Origin of the sequence: Thalassobacillus devorans MSP14 (assembly GCF_000496835.1) — a bacterium.
Taxonomy (GTDB): domain Bacteria; phylum Bacillota; class Bacilli; order Bacillales; family Halobacillaceae; genus Thalassobacillus; species Thalassobacillus devorans_B.
The window spans coordinates 1,730,483-1,747,497 of sequence record NZ_KI543236.1 but is presented as its reverse complement, the minus strand read 5'-3'; the positions used below and the strand labels follow the sequence as shown (position 1 = coordinate 1,747,497).

The following is a 17,015-nucleotide window of genomic DNA, read 5'->3' as shown; positions in this document are numbered from 1 at the left end:
TTCATCCCCTTGTCCATATAGTTAGAATAGATTGATTGTTGTTAGGGGGAACGGGGCCAATATGATACGTTTCTTTTTTATTTCGCGGCAAGAGACGATTACTTTTTGTGATGCCATTATGCAGGAGGGGGCGAAGTTCCAGGTCCAGTGGAAAGGGGATGACCAGGGAGGGAACCAGGTCTCTCTCATAGGAGAAGAGTGGGGGGAGGGTGAAAAAGATATTCTTGTTAATATCCTCTCGGCATTGGTTTTTAAATACCGCCTGCCATTATGGCAAAATCAGCTGATCCGTCAAAAATTCTATTATCAGGATGAGGAAGAAATTCATAGGATAAGGGAAATTTGTGATTGGCTGAATGATACAAAGCAGAGAAAAAAACTGGGAGTCAGACTTCCTTCGCTTGAAGATCGGATACAAACTTTCGTTCGAAACAGAATTCAATTTAAAAGTGTGGTTAATTTTAATGAAATGATGCCATTTTGCTTTCAGCATGTACGTACGCTTTTACTTAGCTATATCGGTGCGGCGCTTGATGAATTTAAACGGGAGGAAGATTATCTGTTGTGGGTGGAATCTCTCCGGCACTATATGCAGGATAAACCTTCGAAGGTGGATGAACTCTATTTATTACAACAGAGCCAACTTCATTATTATTCAAATGAGGGAAAGCTGCTGTCGAAAACGGAAATAAAAGCATTATTAAAAAAAGAACCAATACGTATATTTTCCGGGGGAATCGACGATCATAGTATCACAACAGCCCTGGTATATGCGCCGAAGCGAATATATGTCTATGGGGATCCGGCTGAACCGAAGATACAAACGATCATCAACATCTTTCAGGAAAGAGTGATTTGTAAACCTGTCCATGCTTTTCCATTCCATCACCCAGCTCACATTCATTGAAAATGGGCTTGATTTCTCTTTGCACTATCGCTATAATACGTACATATCCTATAACATCAAGGTAATGATGAGGACACGGACGCAAGTCACCGATGCATAAGAGATGGAAGCCACCGGCTGAAAGCTTCCTGCATACGAACTTCCGTTCACCACCTCTGAACCCTTTCTGTGAATATATAGTAGCAGAAAGCGTATGGTCTGCGTTAAAGATGTCAAAGAGCCGCAAGAATTGCGGGAATTAGGGTGGAACCACGAGCTAACGCTTGTCCCTTTGCCAATGGAGCAGAGGGATGGGCGTTTTTTATTTACACAAAAAGGATAGGAGTGAAAGGCCATGTCTGATCAAATTCAAATTACTTTCCCGGACGGAAATATCAAAGGATTTTCAAAAGGTACGACAGGGGAAGATATTGCAGGTGATATTTCTCCAGGACTGAAAAAACAAGCGCTTGCCATCAAGCTGAATGGGGAAATGTACGACTTACGCCGTCCGATTGAAGAGGATGGAGCTATCGAAATCGTAACCTATAAAAATCCTGAAGGACTGGAGGTTCTTCGCCACTCTACAGCACATCTGATGGCACAGGCACTCAAACGTTTGTATGGAAATGTTAAGCTTGGTGTTGGTCCTGTTATCGAAAGCGGATTCTATTATGATATCGATATGGAAGAATCATTGACACCAGAAGACCTTCCTAAAATCGAAAAAGAAATGAAAAAGATTGTGGATGAAAATCTGGAAATCGAACGTTTAGAAGTGAGCCGTGATAAAGCAAAAGAAATGTACCGGGAAGTCGGGGATGAACTGAAGATTGAACTAATTGACGATATTCCGGAAGATCAGCCGATTACAATTTATAAACAAGGTGAATTTTTTGATTTATGCCGTGGTGTCCATGTCCCGCAGACAAGCAAGATTAAAATATTCAAGCTGCTCAGTATTTCCGGTGCTTACTGGCGTGGTGACAGTGATAATAAAATGCTGCAGCGCATCTATGGTACTGCATTTGAAAAGCAGGGTCAGCTGGATGAATACCTTCGTCTGCTTCAGGAAGCTAAGGAGCGGGATCACCGTAAACTTGGGAAAGAGCTTGAAATATTTACAGTTAATCAAAAAGTCGGCCAAGGATTGCCACTATGGCTTCCCAAAGGGGCAACCATCCGTCGTACCATTGAGCGTTATATTGTTGATTTAGAGGAACGTCTCGGTTACGACCATGTCTATACACCGGTATTAGGCAGTGTCGACTTATATAAAACAAGCGGCCACTGGGATCATTATAAAGATGATATGTTCCCGGTCATGGAAATGGATAATGAAGACCTTGTACTTCGCCCAATGAACTGTCCGCACCATATGATGGTTTATAAAAATCAATTGCACAGTTACCGGAATCTTCCGGTTCGTATTGCAGAACTAGGAACCATGCACCGTCATGAAATGTCCGGGGCATTGGCCGGTTTACAGAGAGTGCGTGCGATGACATTAAATGATGCTCATATCTTCAGCCGGCCCGATCAGTTGAAAGATGAATTCATCCGTGTCGTACGTCTCGTGCAAGCCGTGTATGAAGACTTTGGTATCAATGATTACTATTTCCGTTTGTCTTACCGGGATCCAGAAGACAAAGAAAAGTATGTAGACAATGATGAGATGTGGGAAAAAGCACAGGCCATGTTGAAAGAGACAATGGAAGATCTTGATGTCGAATACGTGGAAGCAGAAGGGGAAGCAGCCTTCTATGGTCCTAAGCTGGATGTCCAGGTCAAAACAGCGCTTGGAAAAGATGAGACACTTTCTACTGTACAGCTGGACTTCCACCTGCCTGAACGGTTTGATCTTACTTATGTAGGAGAAGATGGAAAAGATCATCGCCCTGTTGTTATACACCGCGGAGTGGTTTCGACCATGGAACGTTTTGTCGCATTCCTGATCGAAGAATATAAAGGGGCATTCCCTACATGGCTTGCTCCGGTACAGGCAAAAATCATTCCGGTTTCTGCCGATGCTCATCTGGAGCACGCTAAGAAACTGGAAGATGAAATGCGTGAAGCGGGCGTGAGGGTAGAAGTCGACGAGCGAGATGAAAAAATCGGCTATAAAATCCGTGAAGCACAGATTCAAAAAGTGCCGTTTGCGCTTGTTATCGGGGACAAGGAAATCGAAAACAATTCTGTAAATGTCCGCCGTTATGGAGAGAAAGATTCCGTAACTAAGCCATTAGAAACATTCAAATCCGAAATCAAAAACGAGATTGACCAGAAGATCCTGAATAAAAAGTAAGCCAGTTCATGAATAAACGATAATGTATTCGAAATCGAGTATGAGACCAAAAGGTTTTATACTCGATTTTTTCTTAAAAAATATTGTTATATGATTAGAAAGTCTTTCTTAGTTATATCATAGTTAATCTGCTTCATTTCCTGTTGATTTTCACCATGGTTTTCGATATCCTTAGATAGTCAGTCTGATGGATGCTGGTGGATGGTTGACATGTTACTCATCCCATGCTATTATATTTTAGGTGAACAACAAATGAACGGATCTGAGACAAGTAGAAGCACCCGCTTCTCACCTGATCGACGCGTACAGCAGTTGGCAGGTCACTAATCCTTTTGAATTCGAATGGGATACGTGTGGGTGCATCGTTATGTGCCGACACTTTTTTTATTGGTTTAAAAGCACTTGTCGATGACAGATCTCTATATTTCCTAAAAAAATTTGGAGGTGGCTGGTTATTAGCAAAGATAACATGAACGTTAATGAGAAAATTCGAGCACGTGAAGTACGTCTCATTGATAACAACGGTGAACAACTAGGAGTCAAATCACGTCAGGAAGCGCTTGAGATTGCTCAAAATGCCAACCTTGATTTGGTATTGGTAGCTCCTAATGCAAAACCACCGGTCTGCCGCATCATGGATTACGGTAAATACCGTTTTGAGCAGCAGAAAAAAGATAAAGAAGCTCGTAAAAAGCAAACGACCATCAAGGTCAAAGAAGTTCGCTTGAGCCCTGGTATTGAAGAGCATGACTTCAACACGAAGTTACGTAATGCCCGTAAATTCCTTGAAAAAGGCGATAAAGTGAAAGCTTCTGTACGCTTCCGTGGACGCGCCATTACACATAAAGAGCTTGGTCAAAAAGTTCTTGAGCGTATGGCTGAAGAGTGCAAAGATGTTGCACAAGTTGAAACGAAGCCGAAGATGGAAGGCCGAAGCATGTTCTTGATGCTGGCTCCATTGGCTGAAAAGTAAGCACACATTGAATTAAGCAGAAGGAGGAACAACTCATGCCAAAAATGAAAACCCATAAAGGTTCTCAAAAACGATTCAAAAAGACAGGTAGTGGAAAGGTGAAACGCTCCCATGCGTTTACAAGCCACTTATTCGCTAACAAGTCTACTAAACAAAAACGTAAATTGCGTAAGGCTACACTTGTATCTAAGGGCGACTTGAAGCGTATCGCTCAAATGCTGCCAAAAAAATAAGACAACTGAGATATATGATCCAAAATAGGAGGGATTTATCATGCCACGTGTAAAAGGTGGAACAGTGACACGCCAACGTCGTAAACGTGTCCTTAAATTAGCAAAAGGTTATTATGGTTCAAAGCATTCTTTATTCAAAACTGCAAAACAGCAAGTGATGAAGTCAGGTCAATATGCATACCGTGACCGTCGCCAGAAAAAGCGCGACTTCCGTAAGCTATGGATCGCTCGTATCAACGCTGCAGCTCGTATGAATGACATTTCTTACAGCCGTATGATGCACGGTCTTAAAGTTGCAGGTATCGAAGTAAACCGTAAGATTCTTGCTGATCTTGCTGTTACTGATGAAAAAGGTTTTGCCAGCCTTGCTGAGAAAGCAAAAGCAGCACTTAAGTAAAATTGTTTGAATGAAGAGGCCATTTCCGGACGCCGGAAATGGCCTCTTTCCTATAGGGGAATGTCGAGGAAGGTAAGTGCACAGTGTTATGGTAAGCAAAATCAACCTCAGCATTCCACTTATTCTTCCTTAAGAGAGAAGGGATAGAGCAGTCATGAGCCTGTTCACTTATTTTATAATTTATTTATGTATGGTAAATATATTGGCTTTTGGGATGATGGGCTTCGACAAGAATCGAGCTCGAAGACAAAAACAGAGAATTCCTGAAAAACAGTTGTGGGGTGTTGCGCTACTTGGAGGTGCGCTTGGTGGAAGTCTGGGAATGCGGCGCTTTCGTCATAAGACGAAACACTCTGCATTTAAATTCGGTTTTCCGTTACTGATGATCGTAGAAGCAATTCTTGTCGGATACCTTGTCCTGGAGTTATATCAACCCTAATCTTGTCATAGTATGGGATAGGGGGGATACGCATGGAACAATTTACGCTTGGCTTTGTGGAGGTAATGGAGGTGAGTGGCTGGTACGCTCCGTTAATATTCATTATGTTTCACGTGTTGCGTCCGTTGTTCTTTTTACCAGTGGTCCTGATCTGTATTACGGGAGGGGTATTATTCGGTGCTGTAGCAGGGACGATATATTCCATTGTCGGAATTACATTATCAAGCACTTTGTTTTACCGGATAATCAAGAGTGTTCCCAGTATACTGAAACGATTACAGCGTTTGAAAAACAAAGTGTGGAAACAGGAAAGTTCGCTGACGGTTAGCCAGGTGGCTGTATTGCGTTTAGTTCCATTCATACATTTTCATCTCTTATCCCTTTGTCTGATTGAAATTTGTGTAGATTTTAAGGAGTATGTTAAGGCTTCTTTCTTATCCAATATCCCCCTGGCCTTTGTATATACAACTGTCGGTCAATGGTTATCCAGAATCTCATTGCCACTGATGATCTTATTCCTGTTTATGCTTGCCATCATTACTTATTTATTCCGGAAGAAGCAATACAGCATTACCTTGAATGAATTCTTCCAGCCGAATGGCTGAGAACAGAAAAGCGAACATTCCACCTTTAGGAAGGGTGTTCGCTTTCTTCTTTTGGCTGATGGATAAACAGACGATTAAGGGGGTACTTCCACTCCACAGTGGCGTAAGGGTAGCGGATCAGGATTTCTTGTTCAAGAAAATATATGTCTTCGCGTTCTATCCCTCTCAATTGGTTTGGCTGCCTCGCAGACACATTGATATTAACAACCTCGAAGGCGTTTTCAGTTGTGCCTAAATATTTTTCTCCTTCGAAAAGGACCCCTTTATAGGTCATTGAAAAATTTTGTTTTGTATTATCCGGATCATCATAAAAATAAAAGGTTTTGCTCTGTTTTGCCAGTTCCAGCTTCCTGCCCGGACTGGTCACATAGGAGTATATCGTATAAAAAATGAAAATGATTGCAAGCAATATCAACAGCCGGAATAGTATGACAATCATAAAGGTTTCCTCCTGAAATAGGAATTACTTAACTGGTTTACGTATGAAATTACCCAAAAGTTTCATGAAATGATACATTTATGATAGAAATTTATTAAAAAGGATGGACTTAAGATGAATTGGGATGAACTATTTCAAACACAATTACAGTTGGATCGTTATATTGAAGCAAATCACCAGCTGGAGGAGGCTGATTTATTTGAAGATAAAGTGCTGGCACTTCTCGTGGAGGTCGGGGAGCTGGCTAATGAAACAAGATGCTTCAAATTCTGGAGTCAAAAACCAGCAAGTCCTGAAGATGTAATTCTGGAAGAGTATGTAGATGGACTTCATTTTATGCTTTCCCTGGGGCTGGAGAAAGAACTTCGTTACGAAGAACAGCCAATTAAACCAGTAGATGATTTGAGTGGAGGATTTCATCAAGTCTACGAGGATATAGTTAAATTCAAATCAGTTCCAAAGCAGAAAAACTTTCAACAGATGTTTTCAAACTATTTAAGCCTTGGAGCAGGGTTAGGCTTTTCTGAACAAGCAATCCAGTATGCCTACCATAAAAAAAATGCCCGGAATCATCAGAGGCAGGATGAAGGTTATTGAAAGCGTTTTTATAAAAATTTTGTTTATTATAGGAAAAAACGATATAATAAAATAGTCAAAATTTTTCGAGGGGGCAATTACATATGGCGAAAACTGATGAAACATTGACCATGTTAAAGGAGTTGACTGATGCAAAGTCCATTCCAGGTCATGAAAAAGAAGCTAGGGATGTAATGAAAAAATATATTACACCTTTTGCGGATGAAGTGTATACCGATAATTTAGGGAGTCTGATTGCGAAAAAGTCAGGCGAAGCAAACGGTCCAAAAATTATGGTAGCCGGTCACTTGGATGAAGTAGGCTTCATGGTTACCCGTATTGATGATAATGGATTTATTTCATTTCAAACAGTAGGAGGCTGGTGGAGTCAGGTCATGCTTGCACAACGTGTGACAATAATGACTCGCGAAGGTTCTGTCACTGGAGTGATTGGTTCTAAACCACCTCATATATTACCAGCTGAAGCTCGCAAGAAACCCGTTGAGATTAAAGATATGTTTATTGATATCGGAGCTTCCAGCAGAGAAGAAGCAAAGGAATTCGGAGTGCGTCCTGGTGACTCGATCGTTCCTTATTTTGAATTTACCCAAATGAAGAACGAAAAAATGCTGCTTGCTAAAGCATGGGACAACCGTATCGGCTGCGCTATTGCAATTGAAGTATTGAAACAGCTAAAAAATGAAAAGCATCCAAACGTCGTTTATGGCGTAGGAACTGCTCAGGAAGAAGTTGGGTTACGGGGAGCTCGTACCTCTGCTCATGCCATCAACCCTGATATCGGTTTCGGTGTTGATGTTGGGATCGCAGGGGATACACCGGGAGTGTCAGATAAAGATGCATCCAGTAAAATGGGAGAAGGTCCGCAGATTATTCTTTATGATGCTTCCATGGTGTCCCATAAAGGACTGCGTGATTTTGTGGTAGATACGGCTGATGAGAAGGAAATCCCTTATCAGTTTGATGCTATTGCAGGCGGTGGTACTGATTCAGGGGCTATCCATTTGACAGCAAATGGTGTGCCTGCTTTATCCATTACCATTGCAACACGTTACATTCATTCTCATGCGGCTATGCTTCACCGTGATGATTTTGAAAATGCGGTAAAATTGATTGTAGAAGTCATCAAAAAGCTGGATGCCGATACTGTCAAAGAAATTACTTTCAACTAAATAAAAAGCTCTGCCTTTATCGGCGGAGCTTTTTTTGGTTATTGCTGCTGTACACTTTGTTCCAGCGCTTCAAGCATCTCATTTTTTTCACTTTCGCTGGATTCCTGCCAAATCAATTCAAACAACACACCAAGACCTGGAAGCATTTTTTCTTCCCCTTTTTGGATGGCATCAACGATGGTTGCTTCCAGTTGCTCTCTGTTATTTCCTGAAATATTAGACAAAATAGCTTCACGTAAGTTCAAATTCATTGAATAGCACTCCTTTTTTTAACTTTTTCTTTGGTTAGTTTGACCTTTCTTCCTTAAAATATGTATGATAGTCAAAGAAGCTAAGAAAAAGAGGTAAAGTAATGCTGACATCCTTACAAAATACACGCGTCAAACAATGGATAAAATTAAAAAAGAAACGTGAACGAGAAAAATCACGATCCTTTCTTGTTGAAGGCTACCATTTGGTAGAGGAAGCAATCAAAAGTGCATGGGAAACTAAAGAAGTGATAGTCAAAGAAGGTGCCGACCTTCCTGAGTGGATTGAAGGAGAAAGGTTTACACGTGTGTCTGATGAGGTCTTTTCTGCGATTTCTGAAACAGAAACTCCGCAAGGAATAGCAGCTGTTGTAGAAATGAAGGTATTTGAACTTTGTTCTTTTCATCATGTCCTGCTCATTGATGCTGTCCAGGACCCCGGAAATCTGGGTACGCTGATAAGAACCGCAGATGCAGCGGGTTTCGACGGCGTCATTATTGGTAAAGGTTCCGTCGACCCCTTCAATGAAAAAGTAATAAGGGCTACGCAAGGTTCTTTGTTTCACCTGCCTCTTATTCAAGGGGAATTGTTCGAATGGATCGCTTCGCTAAAGCAGCAAGGGCTGACAGTGTTTGCGTCCACATTAGAAAATGCTGAACCATACCATCAGATAACCTTCCCTGAAAAGGCCGCACTTATAGTGGGAAATGAAGGGGCTGGTATTCAGCAGGAAATGATCTCATTAGCAGATAAACAGGTGTACATTCCTATTGCTGGTCAGGCAGAATCGTTGAATGTAGCCATCGCTGCCGGCATTCTGATGTATCAAATGAAAATATAGGCTTGCAAGATTGAAAATGATTTTCTATAATATATGAATAGTTATAGAGCGAATGGCGTTGAAGGAGCCAGTAGATGATCATAACATCGATACAGGGAAGAAGTGCCAGAGACTGCGAGCACTTCTATCGTGGTGATTATTGAAATTTCACTCTGGAGCTGGCATCTGATCATAAAGGTGTCCCGGATGTATATCCGTTATCCGTAATGAAGTGGACACACCATTCGTGTGTCAACAAGGGTGGTACCGCGAAACGGCCATAAAGTCTCGTCCCTTTTCCAGGGAGGAGATTTTTTTTATGCTTTATGAACTTAATTTTGTTAAAGGAAGTAAAGTATACATTCGCAATAAAAACAGGTATAAGCCAGTTTTTTTAATCGAATAAGGAGGAGTTTTGAATGAAAGATCGTTTGCAGGAATTGCAATCAGAAGCGTTGGAGAAAGTGAAACAAGCAGAGGATTTGAAAGCTTTGCAAGATGTACGGGTAGCTTACTTAGGGAAAAAAGGTCCAATTACGGAAGTGCTTCGCGGCATGGGGAAATTATCCAAAGAAGAACGTCCGGTAATCGGACAGCTAGCCAATGAAGTTAGAGAAACTATATCCGATGCAATTCAAAAGAAGCAGGGTAAGTTAGAAGAAGAAGCGCTGGAACAGCAACTCGAAGAGGAAAGTATTGACGTGACTTTACCAGGACGTCCAGTACAGGTAGGCGGGCCGCACCTGTTAACTAGTATCATCGAAGAAATTGAGGATTTATTCATCGGTATGGGCTTCGAAATTAAAGAAGGGCCGGAAGTAGAGACGGATTATTATAATTTCGAGGCGCTTAATTTACCAAAGGGGCACCCGGCACGCGATATGCAGGATTCTTTCTATATTACAGAAGAACTACTGCTGCGTACCCATACCTCTCCGGTACAGGCCCGTACGATGAAACAAAAGGACGGGCATGAACCAGTTCGGATGATTTGTCCAGGTAAAGTGTATCGACGCGATACCGATGATGCAACCCATTCACATCAATTCACCCAGGTAGAGGGTCTCGTCGTAGATGAAAATATCAAGATGAGTGACCTGAAAGGAGTATTAAATGGGTTTGCCAAGCAAATGTTCGGATCAGAACGGGATATCCGTCTTCGCCCCAGTTTTTTCCCTTTTACTGAACCATCTGTTGAAATGGATATTTCCTGTAAGGTTTGCGGAGGTGATGGGTGTTCAGTATGTAAAGGAACAGGCTGGATTGAAATCTTAGGCGCTGGAATGGTACATCCGAATGTACTTGAAATGGCAGGCTATGATCCGAACCTTTATTCAGGTTTTGCATTTGGTATGGGTCCGGAACGGATTGCCATGTTGAAGTACGGCATTGATGATATCCGTCATTTCTACACCAACGATATACGATTCTTAAAACAATACCATAAAGCGTAAGGGAGAGATCTACCATGTTAGTGTCTTTAAATTGGTTGAAACATTATGTAGACATAAATGATCAGACGCCTGAGGAATTGGCTGAGCTGATAACGAAAACAGGCATTGAAGTAGAAAGCGTCGAACCGATTGCCGAAAAAATGAACCATGTAGTGGTGGGGTATGTCCAGTCCTGTGAAAAGCATCCCAATGCAGATAAGCTGAACTTATGCCAGGTAGATGTCGGAGAAGAGACACTGCAAATTATTTGTGGTGCCCCTAACGTCGCTGCTGGTCAGAAAGTAGCGGTTGCTAAGCCCGGTGCTGTGCTTCCGGGAAACTTCAAAATTAAAAAAGCTAAACTCCGGGGAGTAGAATCTAACGGGATGATTTGCTCTTTACAAGAGCTTGGCGTAGATGAAAAAGATGTACCAAAAGAATTTACAGATGGCATTTTTGTATTCCATGACGAAGTGGAAATCGGGGATAATGCAGCTGAATTGTTGAATCTGGATGATATTATTATCGAACTGGGACTGACTCCAAACCGTGCGGATTGCCTAAGTATGCTGGGGGTCGCTTATGAAGTAGCAGCTATCTTAGATCAGCCATTCACCCCACAGGAAGAAGTGGTCAATCCTGTTGAAGAGCCGGCTGCAGATGAAATTTCTGTCAAAGTAGAAGCACCTGACTTAAACCCTTATTATGGCGCTTTTATCATAAATGATGTAAAAATTGGTCCATCGCCTTTATGGCTTCGGAACCGCTTGATAGCTTCAGGCGTACGTCCGATTAATAACGTAGTTGATATTACGAATTATGTGCTGCTTGAATATGGGCAGCCGCTTCATGCCTTTGATTTGGATCGTTTCGGAACTGAGGAAGTGGTCGTCCGAAGAGCAAAGCAAAATGAAACAATCACTACATTAGATGGTCAGAAGCGAACCTTAAAGCCTGAACATTTAGTGATCACTAACGGTAAACAACCGACAGCTATTGCTGGAGTCATGGGCGGTGCTGATTCCGAAGTGCATGAGGATACGACTAATATCCTCTTAGAAGCAGCTTACTTCCATCCAAACGCAGTGCGAACGTCTTCCAAGGATCATGGTTTGAGGAGTGAAGCCAGTACCCGCTTTGAAAAAGGTGTTGATCCTAACAGGGTCATCCTTGCTGGTAAGAGAGCATGTGAATTATTAGAGAAATATGCAGACGGAAAAGTATTAAATGGGGTAGTAGAGTTCGATGACCTGGATAAAGAGCCAAAGCGAGTGGAAATCACTACTTCTCATATCAATGAAAGGCTTGGTACTGACATTTCGGATGAAGAAATTGCCGATATTCTTCGCCGTCTACAATTTAGGTATGAGCAAAACGGTGAATTGTTCAAGGTCATTGTACCTACCCGCCGCGGAGATGTAGAATTATTTGAAGATATGCTGGAGGAGGTAGCAAGGGTTTATGGCTATGATAATCTCCCTTACACACTTCCAGGCGGAGCTTCGCAGGCTGGCGGTCTCACGTTACAACAGCAATTGAAGCGAAAAGTGAAAAATTATTTACAAGGAGCAGGGCTTGATGAAACGATTACCTACTCGCTGACAAGAGCAAATCGTGCAGAGCAGCTGGTAAGTCGAGAGGTGAAAGAACAAGCAAAGGCACCCGTCAGGTTAGCGATGCCTATGAGTGAAGAGCACAGCCACCTTCGTTTGAGCATATTGCCAGAGCTTCTGGAATCTCTTTCTTATAACATCGCAAGGAAACAAACAGATCTTGCTTACTACGAGCTGGGTACTGTATTCATCAGTGAAGAGGAACAGGTTACTGTACAGCCGGAGGAACAGTTACGTTTGTCAGGCGCCCTTACTGGGGACTGGCACATTCACCCTTGGCAGCAAGAAAAGAAATCCGTCGATTTCTTTGTGGTTAAAGGAATCGTAGAAGGGTTGGCGAAATTACTTGATTTGCAGTTGACTTACCGTCAGGCTAAACTTCCAGATATGCATCCGGGCCGAACAGCGGAAGTATTGCTCGATAATCAAGTGATCGGTTTTATCGGCCAAATACATCCAAAGCTGCAAAACGAGTTGGATTTGAAGGAAACCTATGTATTCGATTTGAATGTGGAAGTATTATTTGGCAGCTATGAGAAAGAAGAAGCTTTCCAGGCTATCCCTAAATATCCGTCCATCAACAGAGATATTGCTTTAGTGGTGGATGAACAATCTTTCGCAGCAGAAGTTGCAGAAACAATTTTAGAAGCAGGTGCTCCATTGGTGAAGGATGTTCGCATTTTCGATGTTTATCAAGGAGAGCATTTGGAATCAGGTAAAAAATCAATTGCTTTCAATCTCTTGTATATGGATCCGAACCGTACGCTGAAGGATGAGGAAGTTGAAAAAGCGCATGAAAAAATCCTTTCCGCAGTAGGGGAAAGGCACCAGGCAGAATTGAGAGGCTGATAAGAAAAGCCTGATGAATAGCCAAAGCAGCCAAAGCAGCCAGAGTAACATGATAAAACAATAGAAAACCCAGTTTAAAATCGAGTATGAATCTAATGATTTCATACTCGATTTTTAAGTTTACATTTGTTAAAGGATTAAAGTATAAGAAACACTTAGGCTTTCGCCATAAGGACTTGGCGACAAGCCCATTTTTTTCTAATGGAATCCAAGGAGGTATTCCCTCCGAAGGGCGCTTAGCTTTTTGGGTTTGGATGGAAATAACAAATATCCGAGAATTGGAACCAGAAACGTTTATAGGTATTTTTTAGCTTTTTGAGTAGTTGCAAAATGTACTTTTGCAATCTCATCTAATTTTGCCTTTCCAAACTTTTTAATAATAGTAGCTGCAGCCCTGTCTACCTGGAGGGATGCACCTTTAGGGATAGTCAGCCCAACTTCTGTAGAGATATCTTCTATAGCCTTGACGAAGCTTGCCCTTGCAAGAATCGATCCTGTCGCCACAGCGATGGAATGACTTTCTGCTTTAGTCATAAAAAAGACACTTTCCTGTAGTTTATTTCCTTCTGAGGCAAGATGTCTTTTATATACCTCAGGTTCTGAAAATTGATCCACTAAAATACCGGCAGGACGCTCCGGCTCTATTTTCTTTAACAGTTTTTCTAAAGCATGATGATGGAGCATCGTTTTCATTTTCCCCTGGCTCCAACCCTTAGCTTGTAGTTGGTTGTACTTTTTATTATTCAACTTCAATAATGTAAAAGGGATATCCAAATGGATAATATCCTTAGCAATGGAGCGGATTTTAACATCTGTCAAATGCTTGGAATCTTTGACGCCAAGTTCTTTCAACAAAGCGACTTGTTCTTTTTTTACATAAGCAGCAGCAACTGTTATCGGTCCAAAATAATCACCTGTTCCTGCTTCATCAGAGCCAATGTGGGAACTGGTGAACAGTGATTCTGGCGGATGGTAAGCATGTTGCTTACTAACTTTTGTCTTTACAGGCTGGTCAGCTTTCCCCCATTTAGCCGCTTCATCTTCAGGACTTTTTCCCTGAAATAAAACTTTGCCCGATTGATAGGCTGTGATGGTGCTTCCGGGCGTTTTTGCCACAAATAAGGCAGCTTGAGGCACATCCGGTTTTAAATGTTCTTTATAATATATTTTCATTTTATTCAGGGTGTGTTTTGTTACTTTAAGTACAACTTGGCCCATGTTTGAATTCCTCTCTCTTTCTACGTTTAGGTTGCTTTCATTCATGATAAGTATATCAGACGACAGAATAAGACAGAACCATGCAATATACGATAGATTTAGTTTCCCAATTTTTCTCCTTCGTGTTAATATAAACTTTAGGATTCTATTGTCAGGGGGGATAATATGTCCCATTCAGAAAATAAAAAATCACGTACTACGGTTGAAATATATAATCGTTCCTATACCATTGTGGGAGACGAGCCGGCTCCCCGTGTGAAAATGGTGGCAGGACTTGTTGATCAAAAAATGCGTGAAATCCAGGAGGGAAATCGTTCGCTGGATACTTCCAGACTTGCAGTACTAACTGCGGTCAACACGATGAATGATTACATAGCCTTGAAAGAATCGTATAATGAGCTTCTTGACAAGCTGAAAATCAACGAAGAAAAGGAAAGAAAACAAGATGATTGATTTATTACTGATTATAATATTGATTATTGGAACTCTGAATGGATTACGGAGAGGTTTTATCCTTCAGCTGTTCCATATTATCGGCTTTATAGCCGCGTTTGTAGTAGCTGTACTTTATTATGATGATCTTGCAGAACGACTGACACTGTGGGTGCCATACCCGAATTTACCAGAAAGTGCAGAGTGGTCTGTATTTTTGGAGAGCCTGCCGCTGGAAATAGCCTTTTATAACGCGGTGGCCTTTGCCATTCTCTTTTTTGGTGTGAAGATCATCGTGCAAATTATCGCCTCTATGCTGGATTTCGTAGCTGACCTGCCAATTTTAAAAACATTGAATGGATTGTTGGGAGGCGTACTAGGTTTTATCGAAACGTATCTGATTTTGTTCATTTTACTTTCTATCGCAGCCCTGATGCCGATTGAGTCTGTGCAAAATGCACTGGATAACGCCGGAATTGCCCAGGCAATAATCGAACACACGCCAATGTTCTCACAACAGCTGAAAACGCTGTGGTTTGAGCATGTAGCAGCACTATTATAAAACTTCTCTTACCTGGAGAAGTTTTTTCTTTACGATATCACTACACTCATTAAAAGGAGTTGGCCGACATGGCAGTAGATAAGAAGCAGGTTATTAAGTTACTGGAACAGGTAGCTGTTTATTTAGAATTGAAAGGAGAGAACCCTTTCAAAATATCTGCATACAGAAAAGCTGCTCAAGCCTTAGAACAGGACGAGCGATCCTTAAGTGAAATCGAAGACTTCACTAAGTTGAAAGGGATAGGAAAGGGAACTGCAGAAGTTATAAATGAATATATAGACAACGGTCAATCGGATACGTTGATGCAGCTGCAGGAAGAAGTTCCTAAAGGTTTAGTGCCTTTGCTCGATTTACCTGGACTTGGGGGTAAAAAGCTTTCTAAATTATATCAGGAACTGGGTGTTACGGATGCAGCTTCCCTGAAAAAAGCGTGTGAAGATGGAAGTGTCGAACAACTCCAGGGTTTTGGAAAAAAATCAGCAGAAAAGATACTCAGAGCATTGGAAGATGCGGACAACAGGCCAGAACGACTGCCGATTGCCATGATGCTTCCACTAGCAGAAAAAATCGAAGCATTCCTGGATACTTTGAAGACCGTAGAGCATTATTCCAGGGCTGGAAGTTTACGTAGAATGAAAGAAACGATCAAGGACATTGACTTTATCATTGTATCGGAAGATGCTCCAGCAACTCGTGATCAATTGTTGGGGTATGAAGGTATAGAGGAAGTGATCGCATCAGGAGAAACGAAAGTATCTGTAGTTGTAAATGAAGGATACGATATCAACATTGATTTCAGGATCGTTAAACCAGAAGAATTTGCGACAACACTCCATCACTTCACAGGATCGAAGGACCACAATGTGGCGATGCGCCAATTAGCAAAGCAGCAAAATGAAAAAATCAGTGAATATGGCATCGAAAATGTGGAAACTGGAGAAGTGACTACCTTTAAAAAAGAAGAAGACTTTTTTGCTCACTTTGGGCTCAGCTGGATTCCTCCTGAAGTTAGGGAAAATTTAGGAGAGATAGAAAAAGCAGAGAAGGAATTTGATTTAGTAGATCTGAAGGATATTAGAGGAGACCTTCATATGCACAGCACCTGGAGTGATGGTGCCCAGTCCATAAGGGAAATGGCAGAAGAAGCAAAATCGAAAGGTTATGAATTCATTGCGATTACCGATCACTCTAAATATTTACGAGTGGCAAACGGATTAAATGAAGAACGTTTACGGAAACAAAGGAAAGAAATCGATAAGCTGAATAATGAAATGGTTGATTTTCATATATTTGCAGGAATTGAGATGGACATCCTTCCTGATGGAACCCTGGATTTTGAAGATGAATTTCTGGAAGAGATGGATTTTGTAATCGGGTCTATCCATTCAAGTTTCAGTCAATCCCAGGATAAGATCATGAAAAGGTTAATACATGCTATGGAGAATCCTCATGTTCATATGATCGCCCATCCGACCGGCCGTCTGATTGGCAGAAGAAAAGGATATGCTGTCGATTTAGACATATTAATTGAGACAGCTCAGCAAACTGGAACAGTATTAGAGTTGAACGCAAACCCGAACCGTCTTGACTTGAGTTGGGAAACGTTAATCAAAGCCCAGGAAGCTGGTGTCAAAATAGCTATCAATACCGATGCACATAATTATTCCATGCTGGATCATATGAAAATAGGTGTTGGAGCAGCACGCAAAGGGTGGCTGCGAAAAGAGAATGTCATTAATACCTGGAAAAAGGAGGAACTGGTGAGCCTTTTCCAAGGGAAAGCTAAGAAATAAAGG

Annotated in this window: 18 protein-coding genes and 2 other annotated features; of the genes, 15 read left to right on the top strand and 3 right to left on the bottom strand. The window is 41.6% G+C overall.

Features of this window, described 5'->3' with window-relative positions; translation table 11 throughout:
* Window positions 1–61 precede the first annotated feature (61 nt).
* The 7 genes from ytxC to P855_RS0109830 all read left to right on the top strand — a co-directional run bounded on the left by ytxC (window position 62) and on the right by P855_RS0109830 (window position 5,838).
* Entirely contained in the window at window positions 62–907 is an 846-nt protein-coding gene (gene ytxC, locus P855_RS0109860; protein WP_028783416.1) for a sporulation protein YtxC, read from the top strand.
* A gap of 334 nt (window positions 908–1,241) precedes the next feature.
* Window positions 1,242–3,191, top strand: a complete 1,950-nt coding sequence (gene thrS / locus P855_RS0109855) for a threonine--tRNA ligase (RefSeq protein ID WP_028783415.1) — start codon at window positions 1,242–1,244, stop codon at window positions 3,189–3,191.
* A gap of 263 nt (window positions 3,192–3,454) precedes the next feature.
* Window positions 3,455–3,582, top strand: a sequence feature (ribosomal protein L20 leader region).
* 78 nt (window positions 3,583–3,660) lie between these two features.
* Window positions 3,661–4,164: a translation initiation factor IF-3 gene (gene infC, locus P855_RS0109850; RefSeq protein ID WP_028783414.1), complete on the top strand. Its 504-nt coding sequence runs from the start codon at window positions 3,661–3,663 to the stop codon at window positions 4,162–4,164.
* Between the two features lie 35 nt (window positions 4,165–4,199).
* Window positions 4,200–4,397 carry a 50S ribosomal protein L35 gene (gene rpmI, locus P855_RS0109845; protein WP_028783413.1) on the top strand — a complete coding sequence of 66 codons (198 nt, stop codon included), beginning with the start codon at window positions 4,200–4,202 and terminating at the stop codon, window positions 4,395–4,397.
* A 40-nt stretch (window positions 4,398–4,437) separates the two neighbouring features.
* Complete coding sequence (gene rplT / locus P855_RS0109840) at window positions 4,438–4,794, top strand: 50S ribosomal protein L20 (protein ID WP_028783412.1); 357 nt, start codon at window positions 4,438–4,440, stop codon at window positions 4,792–4,794.
* 154 nt (window positions 4,795–4,948) lie between these two features.
* Complete coding sequence (locus P855_RS0109835) at window positions 4,949–5,233, top strand: DUF1294 domain-containing protein (RefSeq protein WP_028783411.1); 285 nt, start codon at window positions 4,949–4,951, stop codon at window positions 5,231–5,233.
* 32 nt (window positions 5,234–5,265) lie between these two features.
* Window positions 5,266–5,838 carry a TVP38/TMEM64 family protein gene (locus P855_RS0109830; RefSeq protein ID WP_028783410.1) on the top strand — a complete coding sequence of 191 codons (573 nt, stop codon included), beginning with the start codon at window positions 5,266–5,268 and terminating at the stop codon, window positions 5,836–5,838.
* Window positions 5,839–5,863: 25 nt separating this feature from the next.
* On the opposite strand, the gene P855_RS0109825 is transcribed toward P855_RS0109830, so the two are convergent.
* On the bottom strand, window positions 5,864–6,277 hold the full coding sequence (locus P855_RS0109825) for a hypothetical protein (protein ID WP_028783409.1): 414 nt from the start codon (window positions 6,275–6,277) through the stop codon (window positions 5,864–5,866).
* Window positions 6,278–6,391: 114 nt separating this feature from the next.
* Here P855_RS0109825 and P855_RS0109820 point away from each other — a divergent pair, with 114 nt between their 5' ends.
* Together P855_RS0109820 and P855_RS0109815 are read left to right on the top strand one after the other, a co-directional pair.
* Complete coding sequence (locus P855_RS0109820) at window positions 6,392–6,874, top strand: dUTP diphosphatase (RefSeq protein WP_028783408.1); 483 nt, start codon at window positions 6,392–6,394, stop codon at window positions 6,872–6,874.
* A gap of 83 nt (window positions 6,875–6,957) precedes the next feature.
* The gene (locus tag P855_RS0109815) at window positions 6,958–8,043 is read left to right on the top strand and encodes a M42 family metallopeptidase (protein ID WP_028783407.1); all 1,086 of its coding nucleotides are present in this window, start codon (window positions 6,958–6,960) and stop codon (window positions 8,041–8,043) included.
* A 38-nt stretch (window positions 8,044–8,081) separates the two neighbouring features.
* Here P855_RS0109815 and sspI read toward each other — a convergent pair whose 3' ends face one another.
* Window positions 8,082–8,294 carry a small acid-soluble spore protein SspI gene (gene sspI / locus P855_RS0109810; protein ID WP_028783406.1) on the bottom strand — a complete coding sequence of 71 codons (213 nt, stop codon included), beginning with the start codon at window positions 8,292–8,294 and terminating at the stop codon, window positions 8,082–8,084.
* A gap of 101 nt (window positions 8,295–8,395) precedes the next feature.
* Between sspI and P855_RS0109805 the strand changes: the two genes are divergently transcribed.
* From P855_RS0109805 to pheT, 3 genes are all read left to right on the top strand, one after another.
* Entirely contained in the window at window positions 8,396–9,133 is a 738-nt protein-coding gene (locus P855_RS0109805) for a TrmH family RNA methyltransferase (protein ID WP_028783405.1), read from the top strand.
* Window positions 9,134–9,182: 49 nt separating this feature from the next.
* Window positions 9,183–9,411, top strand: a binding site (T-box leader).
* 120 nt (window positions 9,412–9,531) lie between these two features.
* Window positions 9,532–10,566: a phenylalanine--tRNA ligase subunit alpha gene (gene pheS / locus P855_RS0109795; protein WP_028783404.1), complete on the top strand. Its 1,035-nt coding sequence runs from the start codon at window positions 9,532–9,534 to the stop codon at window positions 10,564–10,566.
* Window positions 10,567–10,580: 14 nt separating this feature from the next.
* Window positions 10,581–13,007: a phenylalanine--tRNA ligase subunit beta gene (gene pheT / locus P855_RS0109790; protein WP_028783403.1), complete on the top strand. Its 2,427-nt coding sequence runs from the start codon at window positions 10,581–10,583 to the stop codon at window positions 13,005–13,007.
* A 294-nt stretch (window positions 13,008–13,301) separates the two neighbouring features.
* Here the strand turns inward: pheT and rnhC are convergent, their stop codons facing one another.
* Window positions 13,302–14,225 (bottom strand): ribonuclease HIII, encoded by a 924-nt coding sequence (gene rnhC, locus P855_RS0109785; protein WP_028783402.1) that lies wholly within the window; start codon window positions 14,223–14,225, stop codon window positions 13,302–13,304.
* A 165-nt stretch (window positions 14,226–14,390) separates the two neighbouring features.
* Here rnhC and zapA point away from each other — a divergent pair, with 165 nt between their 5' ends.
* The 3 genes from zapA (at window position 14,391) to polX (ending at window position 17,012) form a co-directional block, all read left to right on the top strand.
* A complete protein-coding gene (gene zapA, locus P855_RS0109780; protein ID WP_028783401.1) occupies window positions 14,391–14,678 on the top strand; it encodes a cell division protein ZapA in 288 nt (95 codons plus the stop codon).
* Complete coding sequence (locus tag P855_RS0109775; RefSeq protein WP_028783400.1) at window positions 14,671–15,219, top strand: CvpA family protein; 549 nt, start codon at window positions 14,671–14,673, stop codon at window positions 15,217–15,219. Before zapA ends, P855_RS0109775 begins: the two co-directional genes overlap by 8 nt.
* A gap of 68 nt (window positions 15,220–15,287) precedes the next feature.
* Window positions 15,288–17,012, top strand: a complete 1,725-nt coding sequence (polX, locus tag P855_RS0109770; protein ID WP_028783399.1) for a DNA polymerase/3'-5' exonuclease PolX — start codon at window positions 15,288–15,290, stop codon at window positions 17,010–17,012.
* Window positions 17,013–17,015 lie beyond the last annotated feature (3 nt).